Source organism: Streptomyces sp. ISL-12, from assembly GCF_018614415.1.
Classification (GTDB): domain Bacteria; phylum Actinomycetota; class Actinomycetes; order Streptomycetales; family Streptomycetaceae; genus Streptomyces.
Genome location: NZ_JAGGOO010000110.1, coordinates 58,079 through 84,898, shown reverse-complemented (window position 1 = coordinate 84,898; position 26,820 = coordinate 58,079). Strand labels below are relative to the sequence as shown.

General features: G+C 73.5%; 23 protein-coding genes, 1 tRNA gene and 1 pseudogene. 14 read left to right on the top strand and 11 right to left on the bottom strand.

Going from position 1 to position 26,820, the window contains the following annotated elements:
* Positions 1–124 precede the first annotated feature (124 nt).
* From J7I94_RS28085 to mnhG, 6 genes are read left to right on the top strand one after another with little or no spacing between them, the layout of a single operon-like run.
* Complete coding sequence (locus J7I94_RS28085) at positions 125–3,043, top strand: Na+/H+ antiporter subunit A (protein WP_215171348.1); 2,919 nt, start codon at positions 125–127, stop codon at positions 3,041–3,043.
* On the top strand, positions 3,040–3,804 hold the full coding sequence (locus tag J7I94_RS28080) for a Na(+)/H(+) antiporter subunit C (RefSeq protein ID WP_215171346.1): 765 nt from the start codon (positions 3,040–3,042) through the stop codon (positions 3,802–3,804). The genes J7I94_RS28085 and J7I94_RS28080 overlap by 4 nt, the downstream gene beginning before the upstream one ends.
* Positions 3,801–5,489, top strand: a complete 1,689-nt coding sequence (locus J7I94_RS28075; protein WP_215171344.1) for a Na+/H+ antiporter subunit D — start codon at positions 3,801–3,803, stop codon at positions 5,487–5,489. Before J7I94_RS28080 ends, J7I94_RS28075 begins: the two co-directional genes overlap by 4 nt.
* Positions 5,486–6,091, top strand: coding sequence for a Na+/H+ antiporter subunit E (locus tag J7I94_RS28070; RefSeq protein ID WP_215171343.1), 606 nt, complete (start codon positions 5,486–5,488; stop codon positions 6,089–6,091). The genes J7I94_RS28075 and J7I94_RS28070 overlap by 4 nt, the downstream gene beginning before the upstream one ends.
* 26 nt (positions 6,092–6,117) lie before the next feature.
* Positions 6,118–6,405 carry a monovalent cation/H+ antiporter complex subunit F gene (locus tag J7I94_RS28065; RefSeq protein ID WP_251075869.1) on the top strand — a complete coding sequence of 96 codons (288 nt, stop codon included), beginning with the start codon at positions 6,118–6,120 and terminating at the stop codon, positions 6,403–6,405.
* Positions 6,406–6,428: 23 nt separating this feature from the next.
* A complete protein-coding gene (gene mnhG, locus J7I94_RS28060) occupies positions 6,429–6,788 on the top strand; it encodes a monovalent cation/H(+) antiporter subunit G (protein WP_215171456.1) in 360 nt (119 codons plus the stop codon).
* Between the two features lies 1 nt (position 6,789).
* On the opposite strand, the gene J7I94_RS28055 is transcribed toward mnhG, so the two are convergent.
* Entirely contained in the window at positions 6,790–7,284 is a 495-nt protein-coding gene (locus J7I94_RS28055) for a MarR family winged helix-turn-helix transcriptional regulator (protein WP_215171339.1), read from the bottom strand.
* A 66-nt stretch (positions 7,285–7,350) separates the two neighbouring features.
* Between J7I94_RS28055 and J7I94_RS28050 the strand changes: the two genes are divergently transcribed.
* A complete protein-coding gene (locus J7I94_RS28050; protein ID WP_215171337.1) occupies positions 7,351–8,625 on the top strand; it encodes a multidrug effflux MFS transporter in 1,275 nt (424 codons plus the stop codon).
* A gap of 3 nt (positions 8,626–8,628) precedes the next feature.
* Here the strand turns inward: J7I94_RS28050 and J7I94_RS28045 are convergent, their stop codons facing one another.
* From J7I94_RS28045 to J7I94_RS28025, 5 genes are all read right to left on the bottom strand, one after another.
* The gene (locus tag J7I94_RS28045) at positions 8,629–9,156 is read right to left on the bottom strand and encodes an NUDIX hydrolase family protein (protein WP_215171454.1); all 528 of its coding nucleotides are present in this window, start codon (positions 9,154–9,156) and stop codon (positions 8,629–8,631) included.
* 76 nt (positions 9,157–9,232) lie between these two features.
* A complete protein-coding gene (locus tag J7I94_RS28040) occupies positions 9,233–9,880 on the bottom strand; it encodes an endonuclease (RefSeq protein ID WP_215171335.1) in 648 nt (215 codons plus the stop codon).
* A gap of 2 nt (positions 9,881–9,882) precedes the next feature.
* Entirely contained in the window at positions 9,883–10,215 is a 333-nt protein-coding gene (locus J7I94_RS28035) for a DUF3140 domain-containing protein (RefSeq protein WP_215171333.1), read from the bottom strand.
* Between the two features lie 69 nt (positions 10,216–10,284).
* The gene (locus tag J7I94_RS28030) at positions 10,285–10,767 is read right to left on the bottom strand and encodes a Dps family protein (protein WP_215171331.1); all 483 of its coding nucleotides are present in this window, start codon (positions 10,765–10,767) and stop codon (positions 10,285–10,287) included.
* Between the two features lie 195 nt (positions 10,768–10,962).
* The gene (locus J7I94_RS28025) at positions 10,963–11,772 is read right to left on the bottom strand and encodes an alpha/beta hydrolase (RefSeq protein WP_215171329.1); all 810 of its coding nucleotides are present in this window, start codon (positions 11,770–11,772) and stop codon (positions 10,963–10,965) included.
* Between the two features lie 181 nt (positions 11,773–11,953).
* Here J7I94_RS28025 and J7I94_RS28020 point away from each other — a divergent pair, with 181 nt between their 5' ends.
* On the top strand, positions 11,954–13,465 hold the full coding sequence (locus J7I94_RS28020) for a long-chain fatty acid--CoA ligase (protein ID WP_215171327.1): 1,512 nt from the start codon (positions 11,954–11,956) through the stop codon (positions 13,463–13,465).
* A gap of 49 nt (positions 13,466–13,514) precedes the next feature.
* Positions 13,515–14,291, top strand: coding sequence for a sulfite exporter TauE/SafE family protein (locus tag J7I94_RS28015; protein ID WP_215171325.1), 777 nt, complete (start codon positions 13,515–13,517; stop codon positions 14,289–14,291).
* 9 nt (positions 14,292–14,300) lie between these two features.
* Here J7I94_RS28015 and J7I94_RS28010 read toward each other — a convergent pair whose 3' ends face one another.
* Genes J7I94_RS28010 through J7I94_RS28000 form a run of 3 tightly spaced genes read right to left on the bottom strand, consistent with a single transcriptional unit; the run spans position 14,301 to position 17,750 of the window.
* A complete protein-coding gene (locus J7I94_RS28010) occupies positions 14,301–16,382 on the bottom strand; it encodes an MDR family MFS transporter (RefSeq protein ID WP_215171323.1) in 2,082 nt (693 codons plus the stop codon).
* A 60-nt stretch (positions 16,383–16,442) separates the two neighbouring features.
* On the bottom strand, positions 16,443–17,219 hold the full coding sequence (cobF, locus tag J7I94_RS28005) for a precorrin-6A synthase (deacetylating) (protein WP_215171321.1): 777 nt from the start codon (positions 17,217–17,219) through the stop codon (positions 16,443–16,445).
* A gap of 24 nt (positions 17,220–17,243) precedes the next feature.
* Complete coding sequence (locus J7I94_RS28000; RefSeq protein ID WP_215171319.1) at positions 17,244–17,750, bottom strand: DUF309 domain-containing protein; 507 nt, start codon at positions 17,748–17,750, stop codon at positions 17,244–17,246.
* Between the two features lie 99 nt (positions 17,751–17,849).
* Here J7I94_RS28000 and J7I94_RS27995 point away from each other — a divergent pair.
* Positions 17,850–17,923: transfer RNA gene (locus J7I94_RS27995), tRNA-Pro, on the top strand.
* Between the two features lie 146 nt (positions 17,924–18,069).
* Here J7I94_RS27995 and J7I94_RS27990 read toward each other — a convergent pair.
* Positions 18,070–18,540, bottom strand: a complete 471-nt coding sequence (locus J7I94_RS27990) for a MarR family winged helix-turn-helix transcriptional regulator (RefSeq protein ID WP_215171317.1) — start codon at positions 18,538–18,540, stop codon at positions 18,070–18,072.
* Between the two features lie 252 nt (positions 18,541–18,792).
* Between J7I94_RS27990 and J7I94_RS27985 the strand changes: the two genes are divergently transcribed.
* The 3 genes and pseudogenes from J7I94_RS27985 to J7I94_RS27975 all read left to right on the top strand — a co-directional run bounded on the left by J7I94_RS27985 (position 18,793) and on the right by J7I94_RS27975 (position 20,997).
* Positions 18,793–19,542: a dioxygenase gene (locus J7I94_RS27985; RefSeq protein ID WP_374198430.1), complete on the top strand. Its 750-nt coding sequence runs from the start codon at positions 18,793–18,795 to the stop codon at positions 19,540–19,542.
* A 287-nt stretch (positions 19,543–19,829) separates the two neighbouring features.
* The gene (locus tag J7I94_RS27980; RefSeq protein WP_374198428.1) at positions 19,830–20,342 is read left to right on the top strand and encodes a zinc-binding dehydrogenase; all 513 of its coding nucleotides are present in this window, start codon (positions 19,830–19,832) and stop codon (positions 20,340–20,342) included.
* Between the two features lie 162 nt (positions 20,343–20,504).
* A pseudogene (locus J7I94_RS27975) lies at positions 20,505–20,997 on the top strand (pyridoxamine 5'-phosphate oxidase family protein).
* Between the two features lie 52 nt (positions 20,998–21,049).
* On the opposite strand, the gene J7I94_RS27970 reads toward J7I94_RS27975, so the two are convergent.
* Positions 21,050–23,827, bottom strand: coding sequence for a LuxR family transcriptional regulator (locus J7I94_RS27970; RefSeq protein ID WP_215171316.1), 2,778 nt, complete (start codon positions 23,825–23,827; stop codon positions 21,050–21,052).
* Between the two features lie 195 nt (positions 23,828–24,022).
* On the opposite strand from J7I94_RS27970, the gene J7I94_RS39280 reads away from it, so the two are divergent.
* Entirely contained in the window at positions 24,023–26,758 is a 2,736-nt protein-coding gene (locus J7I94_RS39280; RefSeq protein WP_215171314.1) for a LuxR family transcriptional regulator, read from the top strand.
* The last annotated feature ends 62 nt before the right edge of the window (positions 26,759–26,820 follow it).

The window sequence follows — 26,820 nt, the reverse complement described above, 5'->3', positions numbered from 1 at the left end:
GACCGAGGGTCACCGTCGGGGCGGCTGCGGCGCGCCTGGGCAGCCGGGCGACATATCCGATATATCACTGTCAGGTGTCCTGTCCTCGCGCCGTCGCCGTTCCCGTCCCCGCGGGCGGGCCCGTATGACCGCGCTGGTCCTGTGCCACTTCGCGCTCGCCCTGTGCGCCGCGCCGCTCGTGCGGTGGTGCGGGGCCCGTGCCTTCCTGGTCCTGGCCCTGCCGCCCGCCGCCGCCACCGTCTGGGCGGCCCTCCGGTGGAGCACGGTGACCGCGGGCGGCGCCGACACCACCGCAGCGACCTGGCTGCCCGACTACCGCGTGGACTGGGCACTGCGCCTGGACGCCCTCGCCGAACTCATGGTGCTGCTCGCCGCCGGCGTCGGCACCCTGGTCCTCGTCTACTGCGCCTCCTACTTCGAGGACCGCGCGCCCCAGCTCGGCCGCTTCGCGGGCAGCCTGCTCGCCTTCGCCGGGGCGATGCTCGGACTGGTCCTCGCCGACGACCTGATCCTGCTCTACGTCTTCTGGGAACTGACGACCGTCTTCTCGTACCTGCTGATCGGCCAGACCAGCGACCACAAGCGCAACCGGCGCAGCGCCCTGCAGGCCCTCACGGTCACCACGCTCGGCGGACTGACCATGCTGGTCGGGTTCCTGCTGCTGGGTCAGCAGGCGGGCACCTTCCGGATCTCCGTGATCCTCGCCGACCCGCCGCCCGCCTCCGGCGCGCTGTCCACGGCCGTCGTGCTGATCCTCGTCGGCGCCCTCGCCAAGTCGGCGGTCTGGCCGTTCAGCCTGTGGCTGCCCAACGCGATGGCCGCGCCCACCCCGGTCAGCGCCTATCTGCACGCCGCCGCGATGGTCAAGGCCGGCGTCTACCTCGTCGCCCGGCTCGCCCCCGCCTTCGCCGAGGTCACGCCCTGGCGCCCGCTGCTGCTGGTCCTCGGCAGCGCCACGATGCTGCTCGGCGGCTGGCGGGCGCTGCGCCTGCACGACCTCAAACTGGTCCTCGCCCACGGCACCGTCAGCCAGCTCGGCTTCCTCACCGTCCTCACCGGCGCGGGCCGCCACGACACCGGCCTCGCCGCCACCGCCATGATCCTCGGCCACGCCCTGTTCAAGGCGCCGCTGTTCCTGGTCACCGGCATCGTCGACCACGCCACCGGCACCCGTGACCTGCGGCGCCTGTCCGGGCTCGGGCGGCGGCTGCCCGGGGTGTGCGCGGTCGCCGTCCTCGCCGGACTGTCCATGGCCGCCGTACCGCCGCTGCTCGGCTTCGCCGCGAAGGAGGCCGCCTTCCAGACCCTGCTGGACGGGGACACCGCCGACCGGTGGGCGCTCGCCGCGATGGTCGCCGGCTCGGCGCTGACCACCGCCTACACCCTGCGCTACCTGTGGGGCGCCTTCGCCCGCAAGCCCGGCCTCCCCGACACCGGCGCCCACGCCGTCGCACCGGCCTTCCTCGCGCCGCCCGCCGTGCTCGCCCTCGCCGGACTGCTCCTCGGCGCCGAAGCGGGGTGGCTGCAAGGGCTGTCCGGTGCGTACGCCGGGCAGTTCCCCGCGCCCGCGCACCCGTACCACCTCGCGCTCTGGCACGGCGCGGGGCTCGCCTTCCTGCTCTCCTGCGCCGCCTGGGCCGGCGGGGTCCTGCTGTTCCTCGCCGCCGCTCCCGTCGTGCGCGTCGGGGAGAAACTCGCCTGGCGCTCCGCCGACCGGAACTTCGGCAGGCTGCTGCTCGCCCTGGAACGGACCGCCCTGCAGTGCACCGGCTTCGTCCAGCGCGGCTCGCTGTCGGTGTACCTGGTGACGACCATGAGCGTGGTGCTGGCCGGGCAGATCGCCGTCCTCGTCGTCGACGCGCCCTGGGACGCGACCCCCGCCCCGCGCCCGTGGGACACCCCGGCGCAGGCCGCGGCCGGGCTCATGACCTGCGCCGTAGCCCTGCTCTGCCTGGGCGTGCGGCGCAGGATGAAGGCGGTCGTGCTCGCCGGGCTGACCGGTTACGGCACCGCGCTGCTCTTCGTCCTCCAGGGCGCCCCCGACCTCGCCCTCACCCAGTTCTGCGTCGAGACCGTCTCCATGATCGTCTTCGTGCTGGTGCTGCGCCGGATGCCCGTGCTGTTCGAGGAGAACTTCGTCCCGCTGCGGCGCCTGCTGCGGATGCCGGTGGCGCTGGCGGGCGGCGCCGCCGTCGCCTTCGTCGTCTGGATCATGGCCGGGCACCGCCGGGGCGGCGACTCCGCCGGGCAGGCCATGGTCGAGGAGGTCGCCCACCACGGCCTCAAGGACGTCGTCGCCACCATCCTGGTGGACCTGCGGGCCTGGGACACCATGGGCGAGTCCGCCGTGCTGGCCGTCGCCGCCGTCGGCGTGACCAGCCTGATCTACCTGCACCGCCGCACCGACGGCGCCGACCAGCCCGTCCTGCCACTGCCCGGCGACCACCCGGAGGCCGCCCTGCGCACCGACGGCAGCGTGGCCTCGGGCGCCCTCGTGGGCCTGCCCAGCGGCGACGAGAGCGCGCCGGAGCGGACCTGGCTCGCGGCCGGCGACACCCTCGCCCCCGAGCGCCGCTCCATCGTCCTCGAAGTGGTCGCCCGCCTCATCTACCACCCCATCCTCGTCCTCTCCGTCTACCTGCTGATGTGCGCGGAGAACCTGCCGGGCGGCGGCTTCGTCGCCGGTCTGGTCGCCGGGGTCGCCTTCATCACCCGCTACCTCGCGGGCGGACGGCACGAACTCGCCGACGCCGCGCCCTTCGCGCCGGGCCTGTTCACCGGCCTCGGCCTGTTCCTGTCCACGGGCGTGGCGCTCGGCGGCCTCGCCGAGGGCACCGTGCTGCACGGCTGGACCTGGCACGGCCGGCTGCCGGTGTGGGGCGACGCCCACCTGTCCACCGCCGTCCTCTTCGACTGCGGCGTCTACCTGCTGGTCCTCGGCGTCGTCCTGGACATCGTGCGCGCCCTCGGCGCCCGCATCGACCGGCACATCGAACGGGCCGCCGCCCAGCGCGCCGCACGGCGAGGGGCGGACCCGGCATGACCGTCAGCCTCTCCCTGCTGGTGACCGCCGCGGTCCTCAGCGCCGTCGGCGGCGTCCTGCTGCTGACCCGGTCGCTGACCCGCATCCTGCTCGGCGCCGTCGTCCTCGGCAACGGCGTCAACCTGCTGGTGCTCGCCTCGACCGGCAGCGCCGGCGAGGCCCCGCTGCTCTACCCGAACGTCATCCGCAACCGCGTCACCGACCCGCTGCCCCAGGCCATCGCCCTCACCGCCATCGTCATCACCCTCGCCACCACCGCGTTCCTGCTCTCCATGGCCTACCGCAGCCACCAGGTCACCGGCTCCGACGAGATCAGCGACGACACCGAGGACCGGCTGGTCGCGCTGCGCGCCGAGTTCCTGGACCGGCGCGGCGAACTGCGGGCGAGCTACCGCCGGGCCCGTGCCGAGCGCGGCACCACCCGTGAGCAGCGCGAACGCTACCGGGCCGCGCGCAGGCGGCTGCGGGAGCGGATGCGGGAGGAGCGCGCCTACCAGGCCCGTGCCAACGACGTCTCCGGGAACCTGTGGAACGACATCCTCGGCGCCGACCCGGAGGACTACCGCGCGGGCGCGGAACAGGGCTCCACCGACGCGGCCGGCCGCCCCGGCCCCGCCCCCGCCCGGGACGCCGGGCCCTCCAACGACCCCGGTGAGACCGGCCACGAGCCCGACGAGGAGTCCGAGGAGTCCGGGGACCCGGCGAAGGGTCCCGACCAGCCCGACGACCCCCAGGGCGCGGGCGAGGAAGGATCGCCGTGAACGCCCTAGTCCCCCTCCCCGTGCTGCTGCCCCTGTTCGTCACCGGCCTGAAGCTGGCCATCGGACCGCGGCTCCAGCGCTTCCAGCGCCTGGTCAGCCTCGCCGTGCTCGGCGTGGTCTTCGTGCTCTCCGTGGCCCTGATGATCGCCGCCGACCGGCAGGGCCCGCTCCACGTCGACCTCGGCGACTTCCCCCCGCCGATCGGCATCACCCTCGTAGCCGACCGGCTGGCCGGCCTGATGCTCACCGTCTCCAGCGCCGTCACCCTGCTCGTCCACCTGTACTCGCTGGGCCAGGGAATGGCCGACCGCGACGACCAGACCCCGTTCGGCGTCTTCCATCCCGCCTACCTGATCCTGGTCGCAGGCGTCTCCTGCACCTTCCTCGCGGGCGACCTCGTCAACCTCTACGTCGGCTTCGAGATCATGCTCGTGGCCAGCTTCGTGCTGCTCACCATCGGCGGCACCGCCACCCGCGTCCGGGCCGGCTCCACGTACGTGATCATCTCTCTCTTCTCCTCACTGCTGTTCCTCGTCGGCATCGCCATGACCTACGCGGTCGCCGGCACCGTCAACTTCGCGCAGCTCGCCGGACGCCTCCAAGAGGTCCCGATCGGGGTCCGCACCTTGCTGGAGGCCATGCTGCTGACCGTCTTCGCCATCAAGGCGGCCGTCTTCCCGCTCGCCGCCTGGCTGCCCGACTCCTACCCGACCGCGCCCGCCCCGGTCACCGCCGTCTTCGCCGGCCTGCTCACCAAGGTCGGCGTCTACTCGATGCTGCGCACCCAGACCCTGCTCTTCCCCGGGCACCGCCTCGGCGACCTGCTGATGCTGGCCGCGCTCGCCTCGATGGCCATCGGCGTCCTCGGCGCGGTAGCCCAGACCGACCTCAAACGCGTCCTGTCCTTCACCCTCATCAGCCACATCGGCTACATGGTCTTCGGCATCGGCCTCGCCGGGCGCGATTCGCTCAGCGGCGCGATCGTCTACGTCGCCCACCACATCACCGTGCAGACCACCCTGTTCCTCGTCGCCGGGCTCGTCGAGCGGCGGGCCGGCAGCACCGAACTCACCCGCCTCGGCGGCCTCGCCAAGTCGGCACCGCTGCTGGCCGTGCTGTTCTTCGTGCCGGCCATGAACCTCGCGGGCATCCCGCCGCTGTCCGGGTTCATCGGCAAGGTCGGCCTGATGCGGGCCGGTGTCGCGGACGGCGGCGGCTGGGCCTGGCTGCTGGTCGCCGGGTCCGCCGCCACCAGCCTGCTCACCCTCTACGTGATGGCCAAGGTGTGGAACCTGGCCTTCTGGCGGGACGCCCCGCCCGGCTTCGCGGAGGAGGGCGTCGTCCTGGAGTCTGCGGAGGACGACGAGGACACGGACGACGACGAGGCGGAGAGGTCCAGGCGGAGACGGGGAAGGGCCAGGGCCAGGGCGGTGGCCGGGGCCGGAACCGGCTCCGGGGCCCGGCGGCACGTCCCCGCCGGGGCCGTGGTGCCCGCGAGCTTCCTGGGGCAGTCCATCACCACCACCAAGCACCTGCCGTGGCCCATGGTCGCCGCCACCTGCGCCGCCGTCACCCTCGGTCTGCTCTACACCGTGCTCGGCGGCCCCCTGACCACCTTCACCGACCACGCCGCCGCCGAACTCCTCGCCCGCACCCCCTACATCGAGGCGGTGCTCGGCCGATGAGCGACCTCTTCCGCCACCGCTCCCCGTACAGCTGGTCCCTGCGCGTCGGCACCGGCCGGCGCGTGCTCGACCTGCCGCTCATCGCCTGGCTCACCGTCATCTGGACGCTGCTGTGGGGCACCCTGTCCTGGGCCAACCTCGTCAACGGCGTCCTCGTCGCGGTCGCCGTCTGCCTCGCCTTCCCGCTGCCCGCCGTCGACCTCGGGCTGCGCCTGCGCCCGCTGGGCATCCTCCGGCTCGGCGCCTTCCTGCTCCACGACATGTTCTCCTCCAGCCTCCGGGTCACCCGCCAGATCTTCGGCGAGGACCCGTACCACGCGGCGGTCGTCGCCGTACCGCTGCGCGGCCGCAGCGACCTGATGCTCACCGCCACCGCCGTCGCCGTCTCCAACGTCCCCGGCGGCTCGATCATCGAGGTGCGGCGCGCGACCGCCACCCTGTTCGTCCACGTCCTGGACGCCGACGACCCCGGCGCGATCGAGAGCGCCAGGCGGCAGGTGTGGCGCGTGGAGGAACTCGTCGCCCGCGCCTTCGGCACCGCCGGGGACATCGCCCTCGTCACCCAACCCGTACCAGCACCGGAAGGGGGCCAGTCGCCGTGAACACCCTGCACGCCGTCGAGGAGGGCATGCTCATCGCCTCGGTCGTGATGATCCTGGTCGCGGGCGCCCTGCTGCTGTTCCGCATCTGGCGGGGACCCTCGATGCTGGACCGGGCGGTCGCCCTGGACGTCGCCGCCGCGCTGATCATCGCCGGCATCGGCGCCAAGGCCGCCCACGACGGCGACGCGTTCTACTTCCCCGTCATGCTGGTCCTGGCCTTCCTCGGCTTCACCGGCTCGGTGGGCATCGCCCGGTTCATCGCCGTACGCGACCGGCCCACCGTCCGGCCGGACGGCACGGAGGACCACCGGTGAACGCCGTACACGCCGCGAACGCCGTGCATCCCTGGGCCGAGGCCGCCGACCTCGTCGGCGCGTTCCTGCTGCTGCTCGGCTGCTTCCAGAGCCTGCTCGGCGTGATCGGCATGCTCCGCTTCCCCGACGTGCTCTCCCGCAGCCACGCCGCGACCAAGCCGCAGACCCTCGGCCTGCTGCTGGTCCTGGCCGGTGTGGCGCTGCGGCTGCGCAACGGCATCGACCTGGGCACCCTGGCGCTGATCGCGTTCTTCCAGTTCCTGACCGGCCCGGTCGCCTCGCACCTGGTGGCCCGCTCCGCCTACCGCACCGGGCAGACCGGCAGCCGGGGCCTGCTCCGCGACGACCTGGACCCCCAGCTCAGTCACGAGGACGGCGACTGACTCACGACCGGCGGCGGTTGCCCTCCATGACCTCCACCAGCCGCCGCAGCGCCCCCAGGACCCACTCCCGGTCCGCCCCGAGCCCCGCCAGCAGCTCCCCCTCGGCGGCCAGTTGCCGGGGAAAGAGGTCGTCCACCGTCCGGGCGCCCTCCTCGGTGATGGTCACCAGCACCGAACGCCGGTCGGCCGGGTTCGGCGTACGCGCGATCAGTCCGCGCTTCTCCAGTTTGGCCAGCGTCTTGCTGACCCCCGCCGGCGACAGGCCCAGGCGTTCGGCGAGCCGGCGGGCGATGACCGGCCGGGTGGCGTGCCGCAGCGGCACCAGGGTGCCGATCTCGGCCGGGGTGAGACCGGCGCCCTCGTAGAGCGGGTCGAGGGTCTGGTCGAGCAGCCCGACCGCGTGCTTGAGCGCGGCCACGACCTCCATCGGCGAGGTGTCGACTCCCGGGAGCCGGGCCGCCCACTGGGCCCGGGTCTCAGCGGGGGAGGGGAACATGGGACCGCCTCTCACTGGGCAGGACGCATTATGTTAACCGGTGAACTATTGGTTACCGTTATGTCCATGGTATCGCCGTCCCCCTCACGAACCACCGCGTCCGCCGTTCCGGATGCCGCCCCCGTCGTGCGCCCCGTCCTGCTGGTCACCGTCCTGGCCGCGCTGACCGCCGTGGCCCCGCTCGCCACCGACATGTACGTGCCGGGCTTCCCCGCCATGGGGGAGGCGCTCGGCACGAGCAGCTCGGCCGTACAGCTGACCATGACGGCGTTCCTCGCCGGCCTGGTCGTCGGGCAGTTGCTGATCGGACCGGTCAGCGACAGCGTCGGCCGCCGCCGGCTGCTCGTCGCGGGCACCGCCGGCTTCGTCGTCTTCTCCGTGCTCTGCGCCGTCGCCCCCGACGTCACCCTGCTGACCGTCGCCCGCTTCCTCCAGGGCGTGGCCGCGGCGGCGGGCATGGTGCTGGCCCGGGCCGTCCTCACCGACCGCTTCCAGGGCGCCGACCTGCCCCGCTACTTCGCGGTCCTCTCCCAGATCATGGGCGTCGCCCCGGTCGCCGCGCCGGTGCTCGGCGGAGCCGTCCTGTCGGTCTCCACCTGGCGCGCGGTCTTCGCCGTCCTCACCGTCATGGGCGTCCTGCTGCTGCTCGCGGTGGTGCGGACCGTCCCCGAGACCCTGCCGCCCGAGCGGCGGCACGGCGGCGGCGTCTCCAGCACCTTCCGCGCCATGGGAGCCCTCCTCGGCGACCGGCCCTTCATGGGGTACGTGCTCGTCCTCGCCTGCGTCTCGGCCGCGCTGTTCTCCTACATCAGCGGTTCGAGCTTCGTCTTCGAGGAGATACACGGCGTCTCCTCGACGCTGTACTCCCTCGTCTTCGCCACCAACGCCATCGGTCTCCTGCTCGCGGGCTTCGTCTTCTCCCGGCTGGCCGGACGGCTGCGGCTGAACACCCTGATCTCCGCGGGCGTCGGCGTCGTGGTGCTCGGTGCGCTGGCGCAGCTGCTGCTGGTCGTCACCGCGGGGGAGACCCTCGCCGGTACCTGGGCGACGCTGTTCGTGACCTGCTTCGGCATGGGCATGGTCTTCCCCGGCACCATGAGCGTCGGCCAGGCGCTGGCCCGGCACGCCCCGGGAGCTGCCTCCGCGCTGCTCGGCGGGTTCCAGTTCCTCTTCGGCGCCGTCGCCTCGCCGCTGGTCGGGCTCTTCGGGGAGGACAGCTCGCGGCCGATGGCGACGATCATGCTGATCAGCGCCGCCGCGGCGGCCCTCGCCCTCGTGGGACTCGCCCGCCCCTGGCAGGGGCACGGCGAACCGGAGGGCGGTCGCCGGGCCGCCCACTGAGCGTCAGGCCACGCAGCCCACATGCGCCAGCGCCTGCTTCAGCAGGACGCCGTGACCGCCGGGCATCTCGCTCTGCACCGCCGGTGACAGCGCCTCCTGGGGGCTGAACCAGACCAGGTCGAGCGCGTCCTGCCGGGGCCGGCAGTCGCCGGTCACCGGCACGACGTAGGCGAGGGACACCGCGTGCTGCCGCGGGTCGTGGTACGGGGTGACGCCCTGGGTCGGGAAGTACTCGGCCACCGTGAACGGCTGGAGCGAGGCCGGGACCCGGGGCAGCGCCACCGGGCCGAGGTCCTTCTCCAGGTGGCGCAGCAGGGCGTCGCGGACCCGCTCGTGGTGCAGTACCCGGCCCGAGACCAGGGTCCGGCTGACCGTTCCGTCGGGCCCGATGCGCAGCAGCAGGCCGACGCTGGTGACTTCGCCGCTGTCGTCGACCCGCACGGGCACGGCCTCGACGTACAGGATGGGCATGCGGGCGCGCGCCGATTCGAGCTCGTCGGTCGTCAGCCAGCCCGGCGTGGTTTCGGTCATGTCAGACATCGCTTGATCATACTTTCAGCGCCCGCCGCCGGGGAGTACGTCACGCCGAGACCTTGCCCGGCGCACATCACCCGGCCCGCTGCCGGACGTCCTCCGCCACCTTCTCGTCCACCGACGCCCGGACCAGCGCGGCGGCGAGCACCGCCGGGTCCGTCGTCCCGGCGGCGGCCAGCAGGCGGCCGGGGGCCGTGGGCAGCCCCAGGCGTTCCGCGCCCTGCGACGCCTTGCGGTCCAGATACGGCGCGGCCTCCGGCCAGACCCGCTGGACCTCGCGCAGGAAGATGTCGGCGCCGGTCGGCCCGGCCCCGGTGAACTCCTGGAGCAGCCGGCGCAGCGCGGACACGTCGCCGTCCGCCTCTTTCCGGAGCCGGCGCAGGTCCCCGCCCCAGCGGTCGTTGAGCAGCTCCGCCTCCTCGCCGAGCTGGGTGGCGGTGCGTTCGTCGTAGCGCCGGTAGCCGCCCCGGCCCAGCGCGTCCACCCGTTCCTGCCAGGTGGCCTCCGCCATCCGGCGGGGGTCCCGCAGCCCCGCCTCGCGCAGGGCGCGGGCGGTGGCCACGGCGACCGAGCCGCGGATCCGGGCGCTGAGCAGATGGGCCAGGACCAGCAGGTGGTAGAGCGGCTGCGGGGTGTCCTTCAGCCGGATGCCCGCCTCCTCGGCGTACGTCCGCCCGTGCGCGCCGACGAGTTCGCGCACGACGCGCGCGTCGCGGTCCACGGCTACCCCTTGAGCGGGTCGTGGCCCAGGGTCATCAGCCGGTGCCGGCGCTCGGTGTCCTCGGCCGCGGGCTCGTTCTCCACGTCCGTCTGCTCGGTGACCGTGTCCATCACCGCCCGCATCACGCCCAGATCGTCCTCGGTGAGGTCGGTACGGCGTTTCTGGAGGATGGCGAGGACGTGCTGCCCGGTGGACGATCCCGCCCGGTCCGGCAGCGGCTCGGTCGTCTCGCCGGCGTCGCTGACCCGCAGCCAGGCGGACAGCTCGGCGGAGGTCATGTTCACCACGCGGTGGAAGTCCTCCCACAGCGCGTCGAGTTCCAGGGCGTCGGCCATGAGGTGCCCCTTTTCGTGGTGCGTGCGTGCGTGTGTGCGGTGAGGTGGGATGACGGCGGGCCGCGCCGGTCAGTCCTCCTTCGGCCAGTTCTCGGCGTCGAACATCCAGCGCTGCTTCTCCAGTTCGGCGGTGATGGAGATCAGCAGGTCCTGGGTGACCGGGTCGGGCTCGTCGGTGGCCTTGATCCGCTCCCGGAGCCGGACGATGGCCGCCTCCAGCGTCTCGGTCATCAGCGCGACGGCGTCCTCGTCCCGCACCCAGCCGTCCTTCGGGGACGGCAGCGTGAACGCGGACGCGATCGTCTCCGGACGGCCGTCGGCCGGCATCCCGAGGGCCGCCGAGCGCTCGGCGACGGTGTCCGCGAACTCCCGGGCCGTCGAGACGACCTCGTCGAGCTGGAGGTGGATCGAACGGAACCGGGGTCCCACGATGTTCCAGTGCACCTGCTTCCCGATCAGGGAGAGCCCGAGAAGATCCACGAGCGTGCTCTGCAACGCCTCCCAGGTGACCTGGCGGGCCGACTCCGGAATCGTGCTCTTCACGACAGTCATACGGTGCTGCTCCTCGCGGCGTCGATGGTGTGGTCGGGAGCGTGCCGGGCGCCGGACGGCGGCGGTCGCCGGGTCCGGGCGCGGCCCCGCCCAGGGGGACGTGGGGTGCGATGTCCTCCCCGGCGGGGCCTGCGGCCCGACCGCTCCATGGACACCCGTGTGCCCCGGCGGTACCTGCGCAAACAACCGGACGGGTCAGCGGGCGAGCACGCCGTCCAGGAAGGCGGTCAGGTCCGCGAACACCTCGGCGCGGTGCGTCTCCAGGAACACCTCGTGCCGGGCGCCCGGATAGATCCGCTCCGTCAGCTCCCCGCCGGACAGCCGCTCGACGCCGGGGCGGCTGCCGGACAGCGGTACCAGGCGGTCGTCGTCGCCGTGCAGCCACAGCAGCGGGAGCCGGCCGGCGGTGCCGCCGTCGGCGACGGTGGCCAGCGTCCGTACGAACGCCTCCACCGTCGGCCGCTTCATCGGGCCGTGCCACACCAGCGGGTCCGCGGCGTACACCGCCCCGACCGCCGGGTCCCGGGAGAGCGCGCCCGGGCTGATCGGCGTGTCGGGGATCTCGTCCAGGGCGAGCAGCCGGCGGGGCAGCTCCCAGTCGCCGATCACCGGGCCGGACAGCACCAGCGCGGTGAGGTCCTCGGGGTGGCGCTGGGCGTAGCGGGCGGCGATCAGGCCGCCCATGGAGTGTCCGACGAGCACGGCCGGCAGACCCGGGTGGGCGGTCCGGGCCAGCTCCGCCACGGCGCGCACATCGGTGACGACGTCCTCGAAGTCCTCGATCAGCACCCGCTCGCCGTCGGACTTCCCGTGCCCGAGGTGGTCGGGCCCGTACACGGCCGCGCCGTGCGCGCTCAGCACGCCGGCGACCTCCTCGTAGCGGCCGAGGTGCTCGCCGTACCCGTGCGCCAGCAGCGCCACGTACCGGGGGTGCGCGGCGGGCCACTCGTGGACGGCGATCCGTCCCCGGGTTCCGGTCAGGGTGTGCTCACGGGCCTGGGGCATCGGTCCTCCGGCTGCGTCGGTGAAGGGTCCGGGAGGGATCTTCCCAGGGAGCGGCCGGGCGGTCTATAGTCCAAAACTAGCAGTGCTAATTAACGGTCGCCGTGGACCGGACCCGACCTGACCCCGCTCGTACGGCCCGTTCCCGACCCTGCAGAGCCGCAAGGAAACGGAGCAACATCCCATGGCAACCCTCTCCGTCGCCGCGATCCTCGCCGAGAACGCCCGGCGCCGCCCGCACAAGGAGGCCCTGGTCGAAGGCGGCCTGCGGCTCACCTTCGCCGAGCTGTGGCAGCGCGCCCTCGCCCGCGCCGGGGCGCTGGCGGGGCTCGGTGTCCGCCCGGGGGACCGCGTCGCGCTGATGGCGCCCAACACCGCCGAGTTCCCGCAGGCGTACTACGCGGTCGCCGCGGCCGGCGGTGTGGTCGTCCCGGTCCACCTGCTGCTGTCGGCCGAGGAGGTCGAGCACGTCCTCAGCGACAGCGGCGCCACCCTGCTGCTGTGCCACCCGGCGCAGGCGGAGACGGGCACGGCGGCGGCCCGCGCGGCCGGGGTGCGGGTCGTCACCCTCGGCGCGGAGTTCACCGAGCTGGCCGCCGGCGCCGAGCCGCTCACCTCGTACGTCACCCGCGAGGCCGACGACCCCGCCGTCGTTTTCTACACCAGCGGCACCACCGGCGTCCCCAAGGGCGCCGTGCTCAGCCACTTCAACCTGGTGATGAACGCCACCGTCAACGCCTTCGACGCCAACGACATCCGGCCCGACGACATCGCGCTCGGCGCGCTGCCGCTCTTCCACGCCTTCGGGCAGACCGTATCCATGAACTCCGTCTGGCGGGCCGGGGCCACCCTCGTGCTGCTGCCGAGGTTCGACGCGGCGCGCGCGATCGAGCTGATGGTGCGGGAGAAGGTCGACACCTTCCACGGGGTGCCCACCATGTTCGTCGCCCTCGCCGCCGCGGCGGCCGAGGCCGAGGCGCTGCCCGCCCTGCGGGTGTGCGTCTCGGGCGGCGCCTCGCTGCCGGTCGCCGTGCTGGAGCGGTTCGAGGCGGCGTTCGGCGCCAGGATCTACGAGGGATACGGGCTGTCGGAGACCTCGCCGGCGGCGGCCGTCAACCAGCCGGTGTTCGGCGCCCGGCCCGGCACCATCGGCCACCCCCTGTGGGGCGTCGACGTGGAGATCGCCCGCGCCGAGGTGGAGGGCCGCATCGAACTGCTGCCGCCCGGCGAACTCGGCGAGGTCGTCATCCGCGGCCACAACGTCTTCTCCGGCTACCTCGGCCGCCCCGAGGCCACCGCCGAGGCACTCGTCGACGGCTGGTTCCGCACCGGCGACCTCGGCACCAAGGACGGTGAGGGCTTCCTGCGCATCGTCGACCGCAAGAAGGACGTCATCATCCGCGGCGGCTACAACGTCTACCCGCGCGAGGTCGAGGAGGTCCTCGTCCGCCACCCCGGCGTCGCGCAGGTCGCCGTCATCGGACTCCCGGACGACCTGCACGGCGAGGAGGTGTGCGCCGTCGTCGTGCCCGTGCCCGGCGCGAGCCCGGACGCCGCCGGCCTCACCGAGTGGTCCAAGGAGCACCTCGGCCGGCACAAGTACCCGCGCCGCGTGGAGTTCGCCGACGCGCTGCCGCTCGGCCCCAGCATGAAGGTGCTCAAGCGGGAACTGCGGGTGCGGTACGCCGCCGGCTAGCTGCGCGTGCCACCTTTCCCGGCGGCTGCGCATACCATCTGTCCTCGTAATGGACATGATGACGCACTGGCACCTCACCGGCTGGGAGTTCGCGGCGCTCGCCCTCGCGGCCCTGCTCGTCGGCTTCTCCAAGACGGCCGTCAGCGGCGCCAACACGGTCAGCCTCGCGATCTTCGCGGCGCTGCTGCCCGCCCGCGCCTCCACCGGCGTCCTGCTGCCGGTGCTGATCGCCGGGGACGTGCTGGCCGTGCTCACCTACCGGCGGCACGCGCACTGGCCCACGCTGTGGCGACTGTTCCCGGCGGTCGGGGCCGGGGTGGTCGCCGGCACCCTCTTCCTGATGTGGGCCGGCGACGGCGCGGTGCGGACGTCGATCGGCGTCATCCTGCTCGTGATGGCCGCGGTGACGGTGTGGCGGCGGCGGACGGCCGGGGAGCGGGAGCGGCCGGAGGAGGGCACCGCCACCCGGACCGGCCGGCTCAAGGCCCGCTCGTACGGTGTGCTGGGCGGCTTCACCACCATGGTCGCCAACGCGGGCGGCCCGGTGATGTCGATGTACCTGCTCTCCGCGGGCTTCCGGAAGCTGGGCTTCCTCGGCACCTCCGCCTTCTTCTTCCTGATCGTCAACGTCTCCAAGCTGCCGTTCAGCGTGGGGCTCGGCCTGATCGACGGGTACTCGCTGCTGCTCGACGCCGCGCTCGTCGTGTTCGTGGTGCCCGGCGCGCTGCTCGGCAAGTGGGCGGTGAACCGGATCAACCAGAGACTCTTCGAGCGGCTCGTCATCGCGGCGACGGTCCTCGGCGGCCTGCAACTGCTGCTGCGGTAGACCCGGAGGTCAACGGCCCGCCGTCGCGCCGGCCGGCCGTCGTACCCGCTGCGGCAGCCCGCTGCTCAGGTCCTCCACCAGCAGCCGCTTGGCGATCGCGTCGACCGCCGCCCGGATCTCCGCGTCACCGGGACGGCCGATGTCCCCCGCCACCCGGTCCTCCAGCCACGTCGTCCAGGCCCGCGCGATCACCGCGGCCTCACGGGCGCCCGCCCCGGTGTGCGAGAGCAGCGAACCGTCCCGGGTCAGATAGCCCTCCTCCACCATCCGGTCGAACACCGGCAGCAGCACCTCCGGGGGCACCCGGTGACGCGTGGCGATCAGACCGAGACTGGCGTGTCCGACCAGCCGCGTGAACAGCTCGACCTGCATCACCGCCCACGCCCCCGCGACGTCCAGCCGGGTGTCGCTGTCCGCGATGATCCGGCGCGCGGTCTCCAGCCGCGTACCGCCGATGATCTTCCCCACGGACGCTTCGAGCACCCGCCGGGAGTCGGTGTCGTTCGGTGAGGCGAAGCCCTCGCCCATGTCGGTGGACCCGGCCCGCGCGCTGTCGCGCAACCGCACCTGTCTGAGGAACAGGGCGACGACGAAGCCGAGGCCCGCGACCGGCACCGTCCACAGGAAGACGGTCTGGATGGTGTCCGCGTAGGCACCGATGATCGGCGAGGCCGCCTCGGACGGCAGCCCGTGCACGCCCTCCGGGCTGGTCGCCGCCCGGCTGATGGCGGCCGGATCGGCGGTACCGGTCGCCGCGGCGGAGGCGATCCCGTCCCGCAGGTTGGGGGTGAGGGAGTTGGCGTAGATGGTGCCGAAGACGGCGGTGCCGAAGGAGGAGCCGAGCGTACGGAAGAAGGTCACGCCCGAGGTGGCGGTGCCCAGTTCGGCGTACTCGACGGTGTTCTGCACGGCGATGATCAGCACCTGCATGCACAGCCCGATGCCGGCGCCGAGCACGAACATGTACAGCGACTCCAGCGCCGCGCCGGTGTCCGGACCCATCAGGGACATCAGGTACAGGCCGAGCGCCATCACCAGGGCACCGGCGATCGGGAACAGCCGGTACCGTCCCGTCCGGCTGACCACGGTGCCGCTGAGGATGGAGAAGGCGAGCAGCCCGATCACCATCGGCAGCGTCCGCACCCCCGAGACCGTGGCCGAGTCGCCGTCGACGTACTGGAGGTAGCTCGGCAGGTACGTCATCGCCCCGAGCATGGCGAAGCCGACGATGAAGCTGAGGATCGAGCAGACCGTGAACACCGGGTTGGCGAACAGCCGCATCGGCAGCATCGGCTCGGCCGCCCGGCTCTCCGCCCAGCAGAACAGCGCCAGCGCGGCCACCCCGCCGGCGAACAGCCCGATGATCACCGGTGAGCCCCAGGCGTACTGGTTGCCGCCCCAGCTGGTCGCCAGGATCAGCGCGCTGGCGCCGATCGCGACCAGCGCGATGCCCAGATAGTCGATGACCGGCCGGAGCACCGACTTCACCACTGGAATGGTGCGGGCGGCGGCGAGCACGACCACGACCGCGATGGGGACGTTGACGTAGAACGCCCACCGCCAGGACAGATGGTCGGTGAACAGCCCGCCGAGCAGCGGCCCGATGACCGTGGCCACGCCGAACACGGCCCCGATGGCGCCCTGGTACTTGCCGCGCTCGCGCAGCGGGATCACGTCGGCGATCAGCGCCATCGCGGTCACCATCAGCCCGCCCGCGCCCACCCCCTGCATCGCCCGCCAGACGATCAGCAGGGTCATGTTCGTGGCCAGCCCGCACAGGAACGAACCCACGATGAACACGATCGCCGAGACCTGGAAGACGATCTTGCGTCCGAACAGGTCGCCGAACTTGCCCACCAGCACCGTCGCGACGGTCTCGGCGAGCAAATAGGAGGTGACCACCCAGGACATGTGCTCGGCCCCGCCGAGGTCCGAGACGATCGTCGGCAGGGCGGTGCCGACGATCGTCTGGTCCAGGGCCGCGAGCAGCATGCCCAGCACGATCGTGACGAAGACGACGTTGCGCCGCCGCGGGTCCAGTACCGGCGGCTGGGCGGCGGCGGTGCGTGGGCTCTCCTCGGCGACGGTCACACGGACACGATCACATCGCCGGCCCGGCCACGCATGCGGGCCCGGTCCGGCCGGGTGCCCCTACCTGCTGCCCGGGGCGCGGCGCAGCAGATACGTGTCCATGATCCAGCCCTTGCGCTCCCGGGCCTCGGCGCGCAGCCGCTCGATCCGCGGCGCCGCCTCGGCGACCGGACCGGAGTCGAGGATCTCGTCGGGCGTGCCGAGGTAGGCACCCCAGTAGATGTGGACGTCCTGGTCGGCACAGGCCCGGAAGGCCTGCCGGGCGTCCAGCATCACCACCACGTCGTCCACCCCGTCGGGGAAGCCCTCCTCGGCCAGCCGCCGCCCGGTGGTGATCTGCACCGGCCGGGCGACCCGGTTCAGCCCGGTGCGGTGCCGGGCGGCCAGCGCCGAGACACTGCTGATCCCCGGGACGACCTCGTAGCCGAACTCCACCGACCCCCGCTCCAGCACCTCCTCCAGGATGCCCAGCGTGCTGTCGTACAGCGCCGGGTCGCCCCACACCAGGAAGGCGCCGGTCTCGTCCTCGCCCAGTTCCTCGGCGATCAGCCGCTCGTAGACGTCGGCGCGGGCGGTGCGCCAGTCCTCGACGGCGGGGGAGTAGGCGCTGCCGCCCGCCGACCGGTCCCGCTCCGGATCACGCGCCTCGACGACGCGGTACGTCCCCTGCGGCACATGTGCCTGGAGCATGTCGTGGCGCAGCCGCGTGAGGTCGGCCTTCACCTCGCCCTTGTCCAGGACGAAGAACACGTCGGTGCCCCGCATGGCCCGCACCGCCTGGAGGGTGAGCTGCTCGGGGTCGCCCGCGCCGATACCGATGACATGGATCTTCCGCACGCCCCGAGTCTGCCGTACGCCCGTTCAGCCGCGCAGCCGGGGTGCGCGTGCCGCCGCGTCCACGGGTGTGCCGCCGCGCTCCACGCCCCCGGCCAGCTCCCGCGCCCACCCGGCGACCGAGGCGAGGTCGATCCCGTACGGCCGCCACCGCGCGGCCCCGGCCGCCCACGCCTCGACGGCGCCGGCGCCGCGCCGCAGCAGCCGGGGCCCGCCCGTGACGTTGCCGCGGGCCGCGTGCGTCAGCCCCACCGCGAGCTGCGCCAGGCCCCGCCACAGCTCCCGGTCCTCCTCCGGTCCCGACTTCCAGGCGTCCTCGAACACCTCGTGCGCGTGGAACGGCTTCCCCTCGTCCAGCAGCCGCTGCGCCTCCACGACCGTCTCCTCGGGTGCCCGCACCACGCCCTCGGGCTGCCGGGGCACGCCGTCCGCGCCGTACGGCAGGGGCCTGCCGAGCCCGTCCCTCGGCCGGGCGTTGCGCGCCCGGCCCTCGTCGTCGCGGTCGCGGTCCCCGTCGGCAGATGCGCTGTCCATGCGCCGATTGTGCCGCGCCGGTGCCGTTTCCGGGGCACCCCGGGGCGTGCGGTAAGGTATTGACCGCGTGATCGCACGGAACGCCGTGCACGACCGCATCGGGACGTGGCGCAGCTTGGTAGCGCACTTGACTGGGGGTCAAGGGGTCGCAGGTTCAAATCCTGTCGTCCCGACTGGAGACAGTCGCAGGTCAGGGCCGGTTTCGGAGAGATCCGAAACCGGCCCTCGACCGTTCTTGGGGACCGGTCGGGGAATCAGCCCGAGGGCCGGCCGTCCTTGACCGCGGACCGTTCGGACGAGATGTCCTTCGAGGCGGTGCTCAGAGGTCGAGTTCCCGGCGCACGGTGGCGGCGATGCGGGGCAGCGCGGTCCCGAGGTGGCGGCGCTGGGCGGCGGTGAGCGGATCGAAGACGAGCCGCTTGACCTGTGCGACGTGTTCGGGCGCCGCCTCGACGAGCTTCTGCCGGCCTGTGTCGGTGAGGGTGGCGAGGGTGTACCGGCCGTCTTCGGGATCGGGCCGTCGGCCGACCCAGTCGCGGGCCTCGAAGCGGTCCATCACCTTGGACAAGCGGGGCTGGGTGCTGTCGCAGTCCCGGGCGAGGTCGCTGAGGCGCATCGTGTGCTCGTCGGCCATGGAGAGCCGGGCCAGCACTCCGTACTCGAAGTTGGAGATGCCCGACTGGCGCTGCAGCTGACGGTCGAGGGCCGCGGGGAGGGCGATGACGACGGTGAGGAGCGCCTGCCACAGGGCCTGCTCGTCATCGTCGAGCCAGGGTGACTCGGTGTTCATGAACCCCATCATACTTGCCCAGGCAAGCGGGATCACTTGCCTGGGCAAGCTTTCGCGAGGTAGCTTTTCACTTGCCTGGGCAAGTCAAGACACTTGCTCGGGCAAGTGAAGGAGTCGATTTTCATGACCTCCATGAGTAGCCTGACCTCCCTCGTTCCCTCATCCGCTCCGGCCGCGGCGTACGACGAGCTGCTGGCCCGGGTGCTGCCGCAGGCGCGCCGGCAGCGGCTGTGGGAGCCGTCGGACGGTCCTCTGCCCGGCCTGTTCGTCAGTCACGGGGCCCCGTTCACCCTCGATGACCCGCGGTGGCTCGGTGACCTCTTCGAGTGGGCGCAGTCGATGCCCAAGCCCCGGGCGATCGTCGTCGTCTCGGCCCACTGGGAACAGGCCCCGGCCGCGATGTCCGGTACCGCCGCCGGTACCCCGCTGTTCTACGACTTCAGCGGTTTCCATCCCCGCTACAGGACCCTGCCCTACGCGACCCCGGACGCCACCGACCTGGGGCGACGGCTGTCGGGTCTGCTGGGCCGGACGCCGGTGCACGAGTTCGCCGGCCGTGGTCTCGACCACGGTGCCTTCATCCCGCTGATGGCCATGTACCCCGCGGCGGACGTACCGGTCGTGCAGCTGTCGATGCCCAGTCTGGATCCCGACGCCCTGCTGAAGCTCGGTGCGCGCCTGCGGGCTCTGCGGGACGAAGGCGTCCTCGTCCTCGGCTCGGGCTTCATGACGCACAGCTTCGCCGTCTTCCGGCGGCCGGATCTCGCCGCGGCCACCACGGCCTTCGACGCGTGGGCCGTCGACGCCCTGGCCCGCGGCGACGCCGACGCCCTGGCCGACTACCGGTCCAAGGCACCCGGCGCCGCCGTCGCCCATCCGACGGCCGAGCACTTCGTCCCGTTGCTGGTCGCCGTCGGTGCCGCCGACGAGCCCGCCAGTGCCGTCAGCGCCATCGACCGCGTGGTGATGGGCAATTCCATCCGGTCGGTGCAGCTGACCTGAGCACCTCGGAGTGCTCCTCGTTTCCGTCCGATCGCCTCGATCCCCTGGCGACGGCACCCGTCACATCCTGGAGGAAAGTGCCATGAAGGCCATGCGTTTCCACGAGTTCGGCAGCACCGAGGTCCTGCGCTACGAGGACGTCGACCGTCCGGTTCCCGGCACCGGGCAGGTGCTGGTGCGGGTGGCGGCGACGTCGTTCAACCCGGTCGACGACCGAACTGGCCGACGCCGCGGCACTGCCGCTGACCGGCCTGGCGGCCTGGCAGACGGTCTTCGAGCTCGGCGAGGTGCGGTCCGGCCAGTCCGTTCTGGTCAACGGGGCCGGGGGCGGCGTGGGGAGCCTGGTGGTGCAGCTCGCCGTCGACGCGGGGGCGCGGGTGACCGCGGTGGCCGCGCCGCACCACGCCGACCGCCTGCGGGGCTACGGCGCGCACCGGGTCGTCGGCCCGCTCGACCTCGCCGCGGGTCCGGCGGCCGTGGGCGGTCCGTTCCAGGTCGTGGTGAACCACGTGCGTGTCTCCCCGGAGGAACTCGCCCGGCTGACGGCCTACGTCGCCGACGGCGGAGTCGCCGCGAGCACGGCCGGCCCGGTTCCCGAGGACCCCGCCCGGGGGGTGCGCGGCGCGAACCTGTTCGTCCGCGGCGACGGGGCGCAACTGGCCGAGCTGGTCGGCAAGGTGGACGCCGGCAAGCTCCGACTCCACGTCGTCGCCCACCGCTCGGTGACCGAGCTGGCCGCCGTGCACGAGGACGCCGGCGCCGGGCGGCTGACCGGAAAGACGGTCGTGCTCGCTCCCTGACCGGCCCGGCCCGGCCCGGTCGCCGGCCGTGCCCGGCGACCGGCTGGGGGGCTTCCCCCTGATGCGGGTGCGGGGCTCTCGGCGTGGTGAGCGATCCCGTCGCAGGTCCGAGGGGGAACGGTATGAGCGATACCGGTCGCGGGCTGCCGCGACGGACCTGGAATGCCAGGGAGGACAAGGGAGTTGAGCGCAGCATCTCTAGGACCAGCGCCTCGCCCCCTGTCCGGCGAAGCCCTCCGGTCTGCTCGCCGAGCAGCGGTTCGGGACCCTCGCCACGGTCAAGCAGAGCGGCCACCCGCACCTGACCACCATGCTCTACAGATGGGACCCCGAGGCCCGCGTCGTGCGGCTGTCCACCACGGCTGACCGGGTCAAGGTCAAGCACCTGCGGCGCAACCCGCGCGCGGCGCTGCACGTGCAGGGCGGTGACGTCTGGTCGTTCGCCGTCGCCGAGGGTCCGGCGGAGGCATCCGGGATCACGACGGTCCCCGGCGACGCGGTCGGGCGGGAACTGCTCGCGATGGTCCCGACGGCCGCGAAGCCGGAGGACGAGGAAGCGTTCCTCGAGCAGTTGGCCGCCGAGCGCAGGATCGTCATCCGGCCGAGGGCGGAGCGGCTGTACGGGACGGCCTTGGACGTCGACGGCCGGGTGTGAGGAAACGGCTGGTCGTCAGGACAGGGGCCCAGGGCCCGGCCGGGAAGCCGTGTCAGGCGGCGTACTCACCGGTCAGCATCGCGGAGGCGAGTTCGACCCGCGAACGGAACCCGGTGCGTTTGAACAGTCTGCCCAGCCGGCTCTCCACGCTCTTCTCGCTGCACCCGAGCGCGACCGCCAGTTCCCGGTTGGTCAGCCCCTCGGTGACCAGGGTGGCCAGCAGCCGCTCGTTCTCGGCGATGGTGAAGCTCCGGCCCGGCACGGCGACCTTGTGGGCGCGCATCAGGTTCCGCAGCTGTGCCCTGCGCAGCAGCGCGTCGAGGTCGCCGTACAGCGCGTACGCCTCGTGCAGCAACGACGGATCGGCCAGCCCGTACCGGACCACCGCGGCGAGCGTGTCGGCCTGCTCCAGCGGCTGTGCGCGCTTGCGTGCGAGCCGTACCGCGGCGGTCGCGGACTCGCGGTCGTGGTGCACCACGGCGGCGGTGAGCAGGTGGGACAGCCGGGCCCGGCCGGTGCCGAGCAGCTCGGCGACCTTGTGTGCCTCGTCCGCGCACCGCTCCGCCGCCGCCAGGTCGCCCGCCGCCATGTCCGACTCGGCCCGCAGCAGCCACAGGTCGTCCGTGCCGGCGACCAGACCGCGTTCGACGGCCACGGCGAGCGCGTCCGTGACGACCTGGTCGGCCCGGTCGGCCGCGCCCAGGGCGCGTTCCAGGTACGACTCCGGCGCGGCCAGCAGATGGAGCATCACGGGCTGCACGGTCCGCGCCCGCTCGATCACCTCGCGCGCCCCGGCCAGCCGGCCGCGCGCACCGAGGATGACGCTCGTCTCCCGGCACATCAGGGTGTGGGTGGGCAGATCGCCGATCGACAGCCCGACGGCCAGACTCTCCAGGGCCAGACCGAGCGCCCGGTCCCAGTGCCCGCTCTGGCTGTCCGCGACCACCCGGTCGGGAACGGGCCGGTAGGCGGACGGCAGCCGGTGCACCGCCAGCACCTCCTCCGCCCGGTCCGGATCACCGAGCAGCATCAGTACCCGGGCCAGCTGCGACAGCCGCTCGAAGCGGTGCCGCACCCCTTGCGTCCACAAGGGCCACCGGGTCGGCGCGGCGACGGCCCGCTCGAACAGCTCGGTCCTGCCGAGGATCGCCTGGACGCACTCGCTGAACAGCAGCCCCAACGCGGTCACGACATCGTTGTCACGGCTCCAGGTGTGCCGCTGGGCCTCCAGATGCTCGTCCGCCTCCCGCCAGCGGTCGAGATGGCACAGCGCGATGCAGCGGGTGAGGGCCCGGTGCCCCTCTCTGCCCGGCAGCGAGCGCCAGCCGCCGTCACAGATCTCGGCGAGTGCCGCCATGTCCGAGGTCCCGCCGAGCGAGGCCACGTAGACCAGTTCCATCTCGAGCAGGGTCTCGGGGGAGACCAGGTCGGCGTACTCGGACATGACCGTCGACGCGCTCTCCAGCGCCTCGCCGTACCGCAGATGGATCAGACAGGTCGAGGCGTGCATGACCAGCGCGTGGGCGCGCCGCTCCGGCTCGGCGATCAGGTCGAGGGCGGCGCGCAGCCAGCGCTCCGCGTGGTATCCGTCGTCCAGCATGGCGGCGGTGCCCTTGGCGAGCAGTTCGACGGAGGCCCGCCCGGAGTCCACGAACCGGCCGGCGGCGACCAGTTGCTCCGCGAGGTACCGGTCGTCCGCGACGGCGGTGCCCGCCCAGATCGCGGTGACCGCCAGCTGGGCGAGCCTGCGCCGCTCGTACGGCCCGAGACAGGTGATCAGCGCGGACGCGAGCAGCGGCACCCGGAACCTCCAGTGGTCCGGCCCGGGCCCGTGCCGCAGCGCCCCCTCGGCGTACAGCTCGGCCAGGGCCGCGCGGACCTCGTCCTCCGTCGCGCCCACCGCCTCGCCGGCCAGCCCGATCGCGGCGGAGCCCAGCGGATGCAGTACGGCCATCGCCTTGGCCACCGGCCAGACCTGCCCGCCCAGTTGCTTCAGGTACTCCACCGGCGGCAGGTCGGACGGCAGCGAGGGCGGCTGGTCCGACGCCGTGAGGTAGGCGTGCCGGTCGAAGACCCGCAGCGAGCCGCTCCTGCGGTGCCCCGCCAGGGCGGTGAGCACGGCGGCGGGCCTGCCGCGGCACTCCCGGCCCAGGTACCCGAGCAGCGACGCCGACGGCTTGGCCTGGAGGTGCTGGGTGGCCAGGGCGCGGACCTCGGACTCGCGCAGCGGACGCAGCGGCACCACCTCGGCCAGACCTGCGGCGCACAACTGGTCCAGCGCGGCCCGCTCGCCCGCCGGGTCGGCCGGTGAGGGGCGGAGCGCGCAGACGAACGTGACCGGTCCCCCCGCCAGCGCGCGGACCAGCGGCAGCAGTACGGCACGGGAGTCCGGGTCGGTCCACTGGGCGTCGTCGACGAGGACGGTGAGCTTGTCGCAGGCGGTGACGGCCGCCCGCAGCTCGGCGGCCAGCCGGCGCCCGGCGTCCCGGCCCGGCCCCGGGGCGGCGCCCTTCGCCGTGCGTCTGACGTCGCCGTCCGGGTTCGCCGCGGCGAGTTCGGCGGCCAGCCGGGACGCCAGGGAGAACGGGCGGTCGCGCTCGGCGCGCGCCACCCGCAGGGTCAGGGTGGTGACGTCCCGGGCGGTCAGCTCGTCCCGGACGGCGGCCAGCACCGCGCCGCGCCCGATCCCGGTCGGGCCCGTGACCAGAACCAGTGAGGCGGCGTCGGGTGAGGTCGCGATGGAGACGATGTGCGCGATGGAGGTGCCACGGCCGAACAGCGGCTGCGCCGGCTGGTCCGAACAGGCCGCGCCACGCCAGTAGTTGATCACCGAAACAGTATGCCCAGCGCGCCCGACCGGTAGCACTCCCGAACGTTACAATCGCGTCCTCGACGGGCAGTTGAATGCGGGGCGAGCCGTCTCGGACGCCTCCCGGACACCTGGGCCCCGAAGGGTGGTGGCCCGGGGAGCCGCGCCGCACCCGGCGGCACACGGCGTCACAGGTGTCACGAGAGGAGGCCCGCAGTGGCCCGAGCACGTGCCATGATCCGGGGCAGGGACCAGGAACTGGCGGAGTTACGCGCGGTGTCGGCGGCCGGCGGTGGCGGCCTGGTCGTCATCGAGGGACCGGCCGGCATCGGCAGGACCGCGCTGCTGGACGAGGCGGAGCGGTTGCTGCGCGCGGCCGGGGTGCGCGTCCTGCCGGTGCGCCCGGGCGCCGACCCGGACAGCGGCGGCGATGACGCGTTCGCCCTCGCGCCGCTGGTGCGCGCCGTGCGCGACCGGTTCGAGCGGTTCCCGGAGGCCGGGCACGGCGACGCGCTCGGCACGGTGGCCCGGCTGAGCGACGTGGCGGGACAGGGCACGGGCGGATGGACCCCGGCCGTCGTCACCGCGCTGGGCAACCTCTTCGACCGGATCGGCGGCCGGGGCCGTACCGCGCTGCTCGTCGACGACGCGCACGCGGTCGCCGAGCCGGCCCCCGTGCTCACCGCGGCCCGCCGGGCCGGCTTCCTGGTGCTGGCCACCTGTGACGAGAGCGCCCGACACGCCCCGGGGACCGCCGAACTGCTGGCCGCCGCCGACCAGGTGATGACGCTCGGAGCGCTGGCCGACGACGTCGCGGAGTCCCTGGCCCGCCGCGCCCAAGGGGCACGCCTCGACGAGTCCGTGCCGGACCTCCTGCGCACGGCACTGGGACCGCTGTTCGGCAACCCCGGCACGCTGCTGGGCACCCTCGCCGATCTGCGCCGGCGCGGCCGGCTGACCCTCTTCCGCGGCCGGCTGTGCCTGAGCAGGCCGGCCGAACCGGTCCATCTGCCCGCCGACCACCACCTGGTGCGCCGGGTCGCGGCCCTGGGCGACCCGGCGGCGCGGCTGCTGTACGCGGTCGCCGTGTGGGACGGCATGCACGTCGACGATCTGCCGCTGCTCGCCGAAGTGACCGGCGCCCGGCTCGACGACTGCGGTCGCCTGCTCGACCGGCTCATCGACGCGCAGGTCCTGGTCGCCGACCCGGCGGGCCGGCTGAGCTGCCGGTGTCCCGCCCTGGCGGCCTGGGCCGTCGGCCCCGCGGGCGGTGACGGTGGCGCCGCCCTGCACGCGGCGGTCGCCGAGCGGCTGCTGTCCCGGCACCGCCGGGGCGACGAGGTCGACCCCGTGGTGCTCGCCGACCACATCGCCCGCGGCGGAACGGCCGTCGTGCTCGAACCGCGGATGGTCGGCTGGCTGCTCGACCGGGCCGCGGACGCCGAGCAGGAGCAGCCTGAGCACGCCGCCCGGTGGTGCGTGGCCGCGCTGCGCCGCATGTCCCCGGACGAACCGGAGCACTCCCGCACGCTGAACAGGCTGATGCGACTGGTCGCCCGGACGGGCCGGTACGAGCTGCTGGGCGACGTGCTCACCCAGTACGCGGAACAGGGCTGCGCCCCGGGCACCCTGGCCCGGATCCACCTCGCCGCGGTCCTGATCTCCCTGCACTCCGGCCGCCCGCCCGCCGAGGGCGCGGTGCGGTCGCTGCTGGACTCCGGGGTCACCGGCCGGGAACGGGCCGGATTCGGGCTGTGGTGGTTCGGCCGTCCGACGGCACCCGGCCGGGAGCCCGTGCCCTGCGGAACGGCCGAAACGGCGGCGGACCCCCACGACCCGGCCGAACGCATGGCCCTGCTGAGCACCGCGATGAGCGGTGATCCCGGCGCCTACGAGCGGACCTGGCGCCGCTCCGGCCGGGCGGGGTCCGCCCCGGGGCCGGGCCGCCCGCACCCCATGGGGCCGACGATCGATGTCGGCACCGTGACACATCTCGTCCTCAGTGCCCACCACCGCGCCCCCCTGACCGGTGTGCTCGCCGTGTACCAGCGGGTGGTGCACGGTTACGCGAGTGCGGACTGGACACGGGCCATGTCCGCCGTCCGGGAACTCGAACTGTCGGACACGGAGGACACGTTGGTGCACCACGCGGCCCGGCTGCTGGCCGCCGAGATGTACGCCGCCCGCGGCGAGTCGCGGCAGGCGGCCCAGTGGCTGGCCGACGTGGCGCCGGTCCCGGGCATCGCCGTACTGCGTGCCTGGGTGCGGCTCGGTGTGCTCAGCCGCGCCGGTGACGACCGGCGGGCGGCCCGGCTGGCCCTGCGGGTGAGCCGGCGGCTGCGCCTGGCCGGACTGCCCGAGGGCCTGCACCTCCTGCTGACCCGGGCGGTCCGGATCGCCGCGTTCGCCGGTGACCGGGACGGGGCGGCGGACCTGCTCCAGGAGATGGAGCTGCTGCCCGACGAGGCCGGCACGGTGGCGCGGGAAGCCCTCCTGCTGGCGCGCGGCCTGGTGCACCGCGACGAGCACCGGCTCCGGCTGGCCACCGACCTGACCCGGGAGCGGGACGACCTGCCGTCGCTGCTGGCGTCGTGCGTGGTCGTCGCGCGGTTCGCCGAGGATCCGCGGCCCTGGCTGCGCGAGGCCCACACGCTGGCCACCCGGTGCGGCGCGTCCACGGTGCTGGAACGCGTCCGCGCGGTGACCCGCGAACGAGGGGTTCCCGCACCGCGCGCCCCCGGCCGGCGGGAGGCACTGGCGGTCACCGAACGGCGCGTCATCGAGCTGATCGGCGAGGGCCTGACCAACCGGCAGATCGCGCTGCGCCTGGAGATCAGCGAGAAGACCGTGGAGAACCACCTGACCCGTCTGTTCGCCCGCACCGGCTGCCGGTCCCGCGTCGAACTGGCCGCGGCCAGCCTGGCGGGGAGACTGACACAGACGGCGCCCTGAGCGCGGGGGCCGGGTGCCGGGGCCGGGTTCCGGTCCCGGTCTCCTTTCGGCCTCGGTTCCGG

What these genes read in the sequence shown, in the direction of transcription:
- J7I94_RS28085 (WP_215171348.1), top strand. Translation starts at nt 125, where the DNA reads ATGACCGCGCTGGTCCTGTGCCACTTCGCGCTCGCCCTGTGCGCCGCG.
- J7I94_RS28080 (WP_215171346.1), top strand. Translation starts at nt 3,040, where the DNA reads ATGACCGTCAGCCTCTCCCTGCTGGTGACCGCCGCGGTCCTCAGCGCC.
- J7I94_RS28070 (WP_215171343.1), top strand. Translation starts at nt 5,486, where the DNA reads ATGAGCGACCTCTTCCGCCACCGCTCCCCGTACAGCTGGTCCCTGCGC.
- J7I94_RS28065 (WP_251075869.1), top strand. Translation starts at nt 6,118, where the DNA reads ATGCTCATCGCCTCGGTCGTGATGATCCTGGTCGCGGGCGCCCTGCTG.
- J7I94_RS28055 (WP_215171339.1), bottom strand. Translation starts at nt 7,284, where the DNA reads ATGTTCCCCTCCCCCGCTGAGACCCGGGCCCAGTGGGCGGCCCGGCTC.
- J7I94_RS28050 (WP_215171337.1), top strand. Translation starts at nt 7,351, where the DNA reads ATGGTATCGCCGTCCCCCTCACGAACCACCGCGTCCGCCGTTCCGGAT.
- J7I94_RS28045 (WP_215171454.1), bottom strand. Translation starts at nt 9,156, where the DNA reads ATGACCGAAACCACGCCGGGCTGGCTGACGACCGACGAGCTCGAATCG.
- J7I94_RS28035 (WP_215171333.1), bottom strand. Translation starts at nt 10,215, where the DNA reads ATGGCCGACGCCCTGGAACTCGACGCGCTGTGGGAGGACTTCCACCGC.
- J7I94_RS28030 (WP_215171331.1), bottom strand. Translation starts at nt 10,767, where the DNA reads ATGACTGTCGTGAAGAGCACGATTCCGGAGTCGGCCCGCCAGGTCACC.
- J7I94_RS28025 (WP_215171329.1), bottom strand. Translation starts at nt 11,772, where the DNA reads ATGCCCCAGGCCCGTGAGCACACCCTGACCGGAACCCGGGGACGGATC.
- J7I94_RS28020 (WP_215171327.1), top strand. Translation starts at nt 11,954, where the DNA reads ATGGCAACCCTCTCCGTCGCCGCGATCCTCGCCGAGAACGCCCGGCGC.
- J7I94_RS28015 (WP_215171325.1), top strand. Translation starts at nt 13,515, where the DNA reads ATGGACATGATGACGCACTGGCACCTCACCGGCTGGGAGTTCGCGGCG.
- J7I94_RS28000 (WP_215171319.1), bottom strand. Translation starts at nt 17,750, where the DNA reads ATGGACAGCGCATCTGCCGACGGGGACCGCGACCGCGACGACGAGGGC.
- J7I94_RS27990 (WP_215171317.1), bottom strand. Translation starts at nt 18,540, where the DNA reads ATGAACACCGAGTCACCCTGGCTCGACGATGACGAGCAGGCCCTGTGG.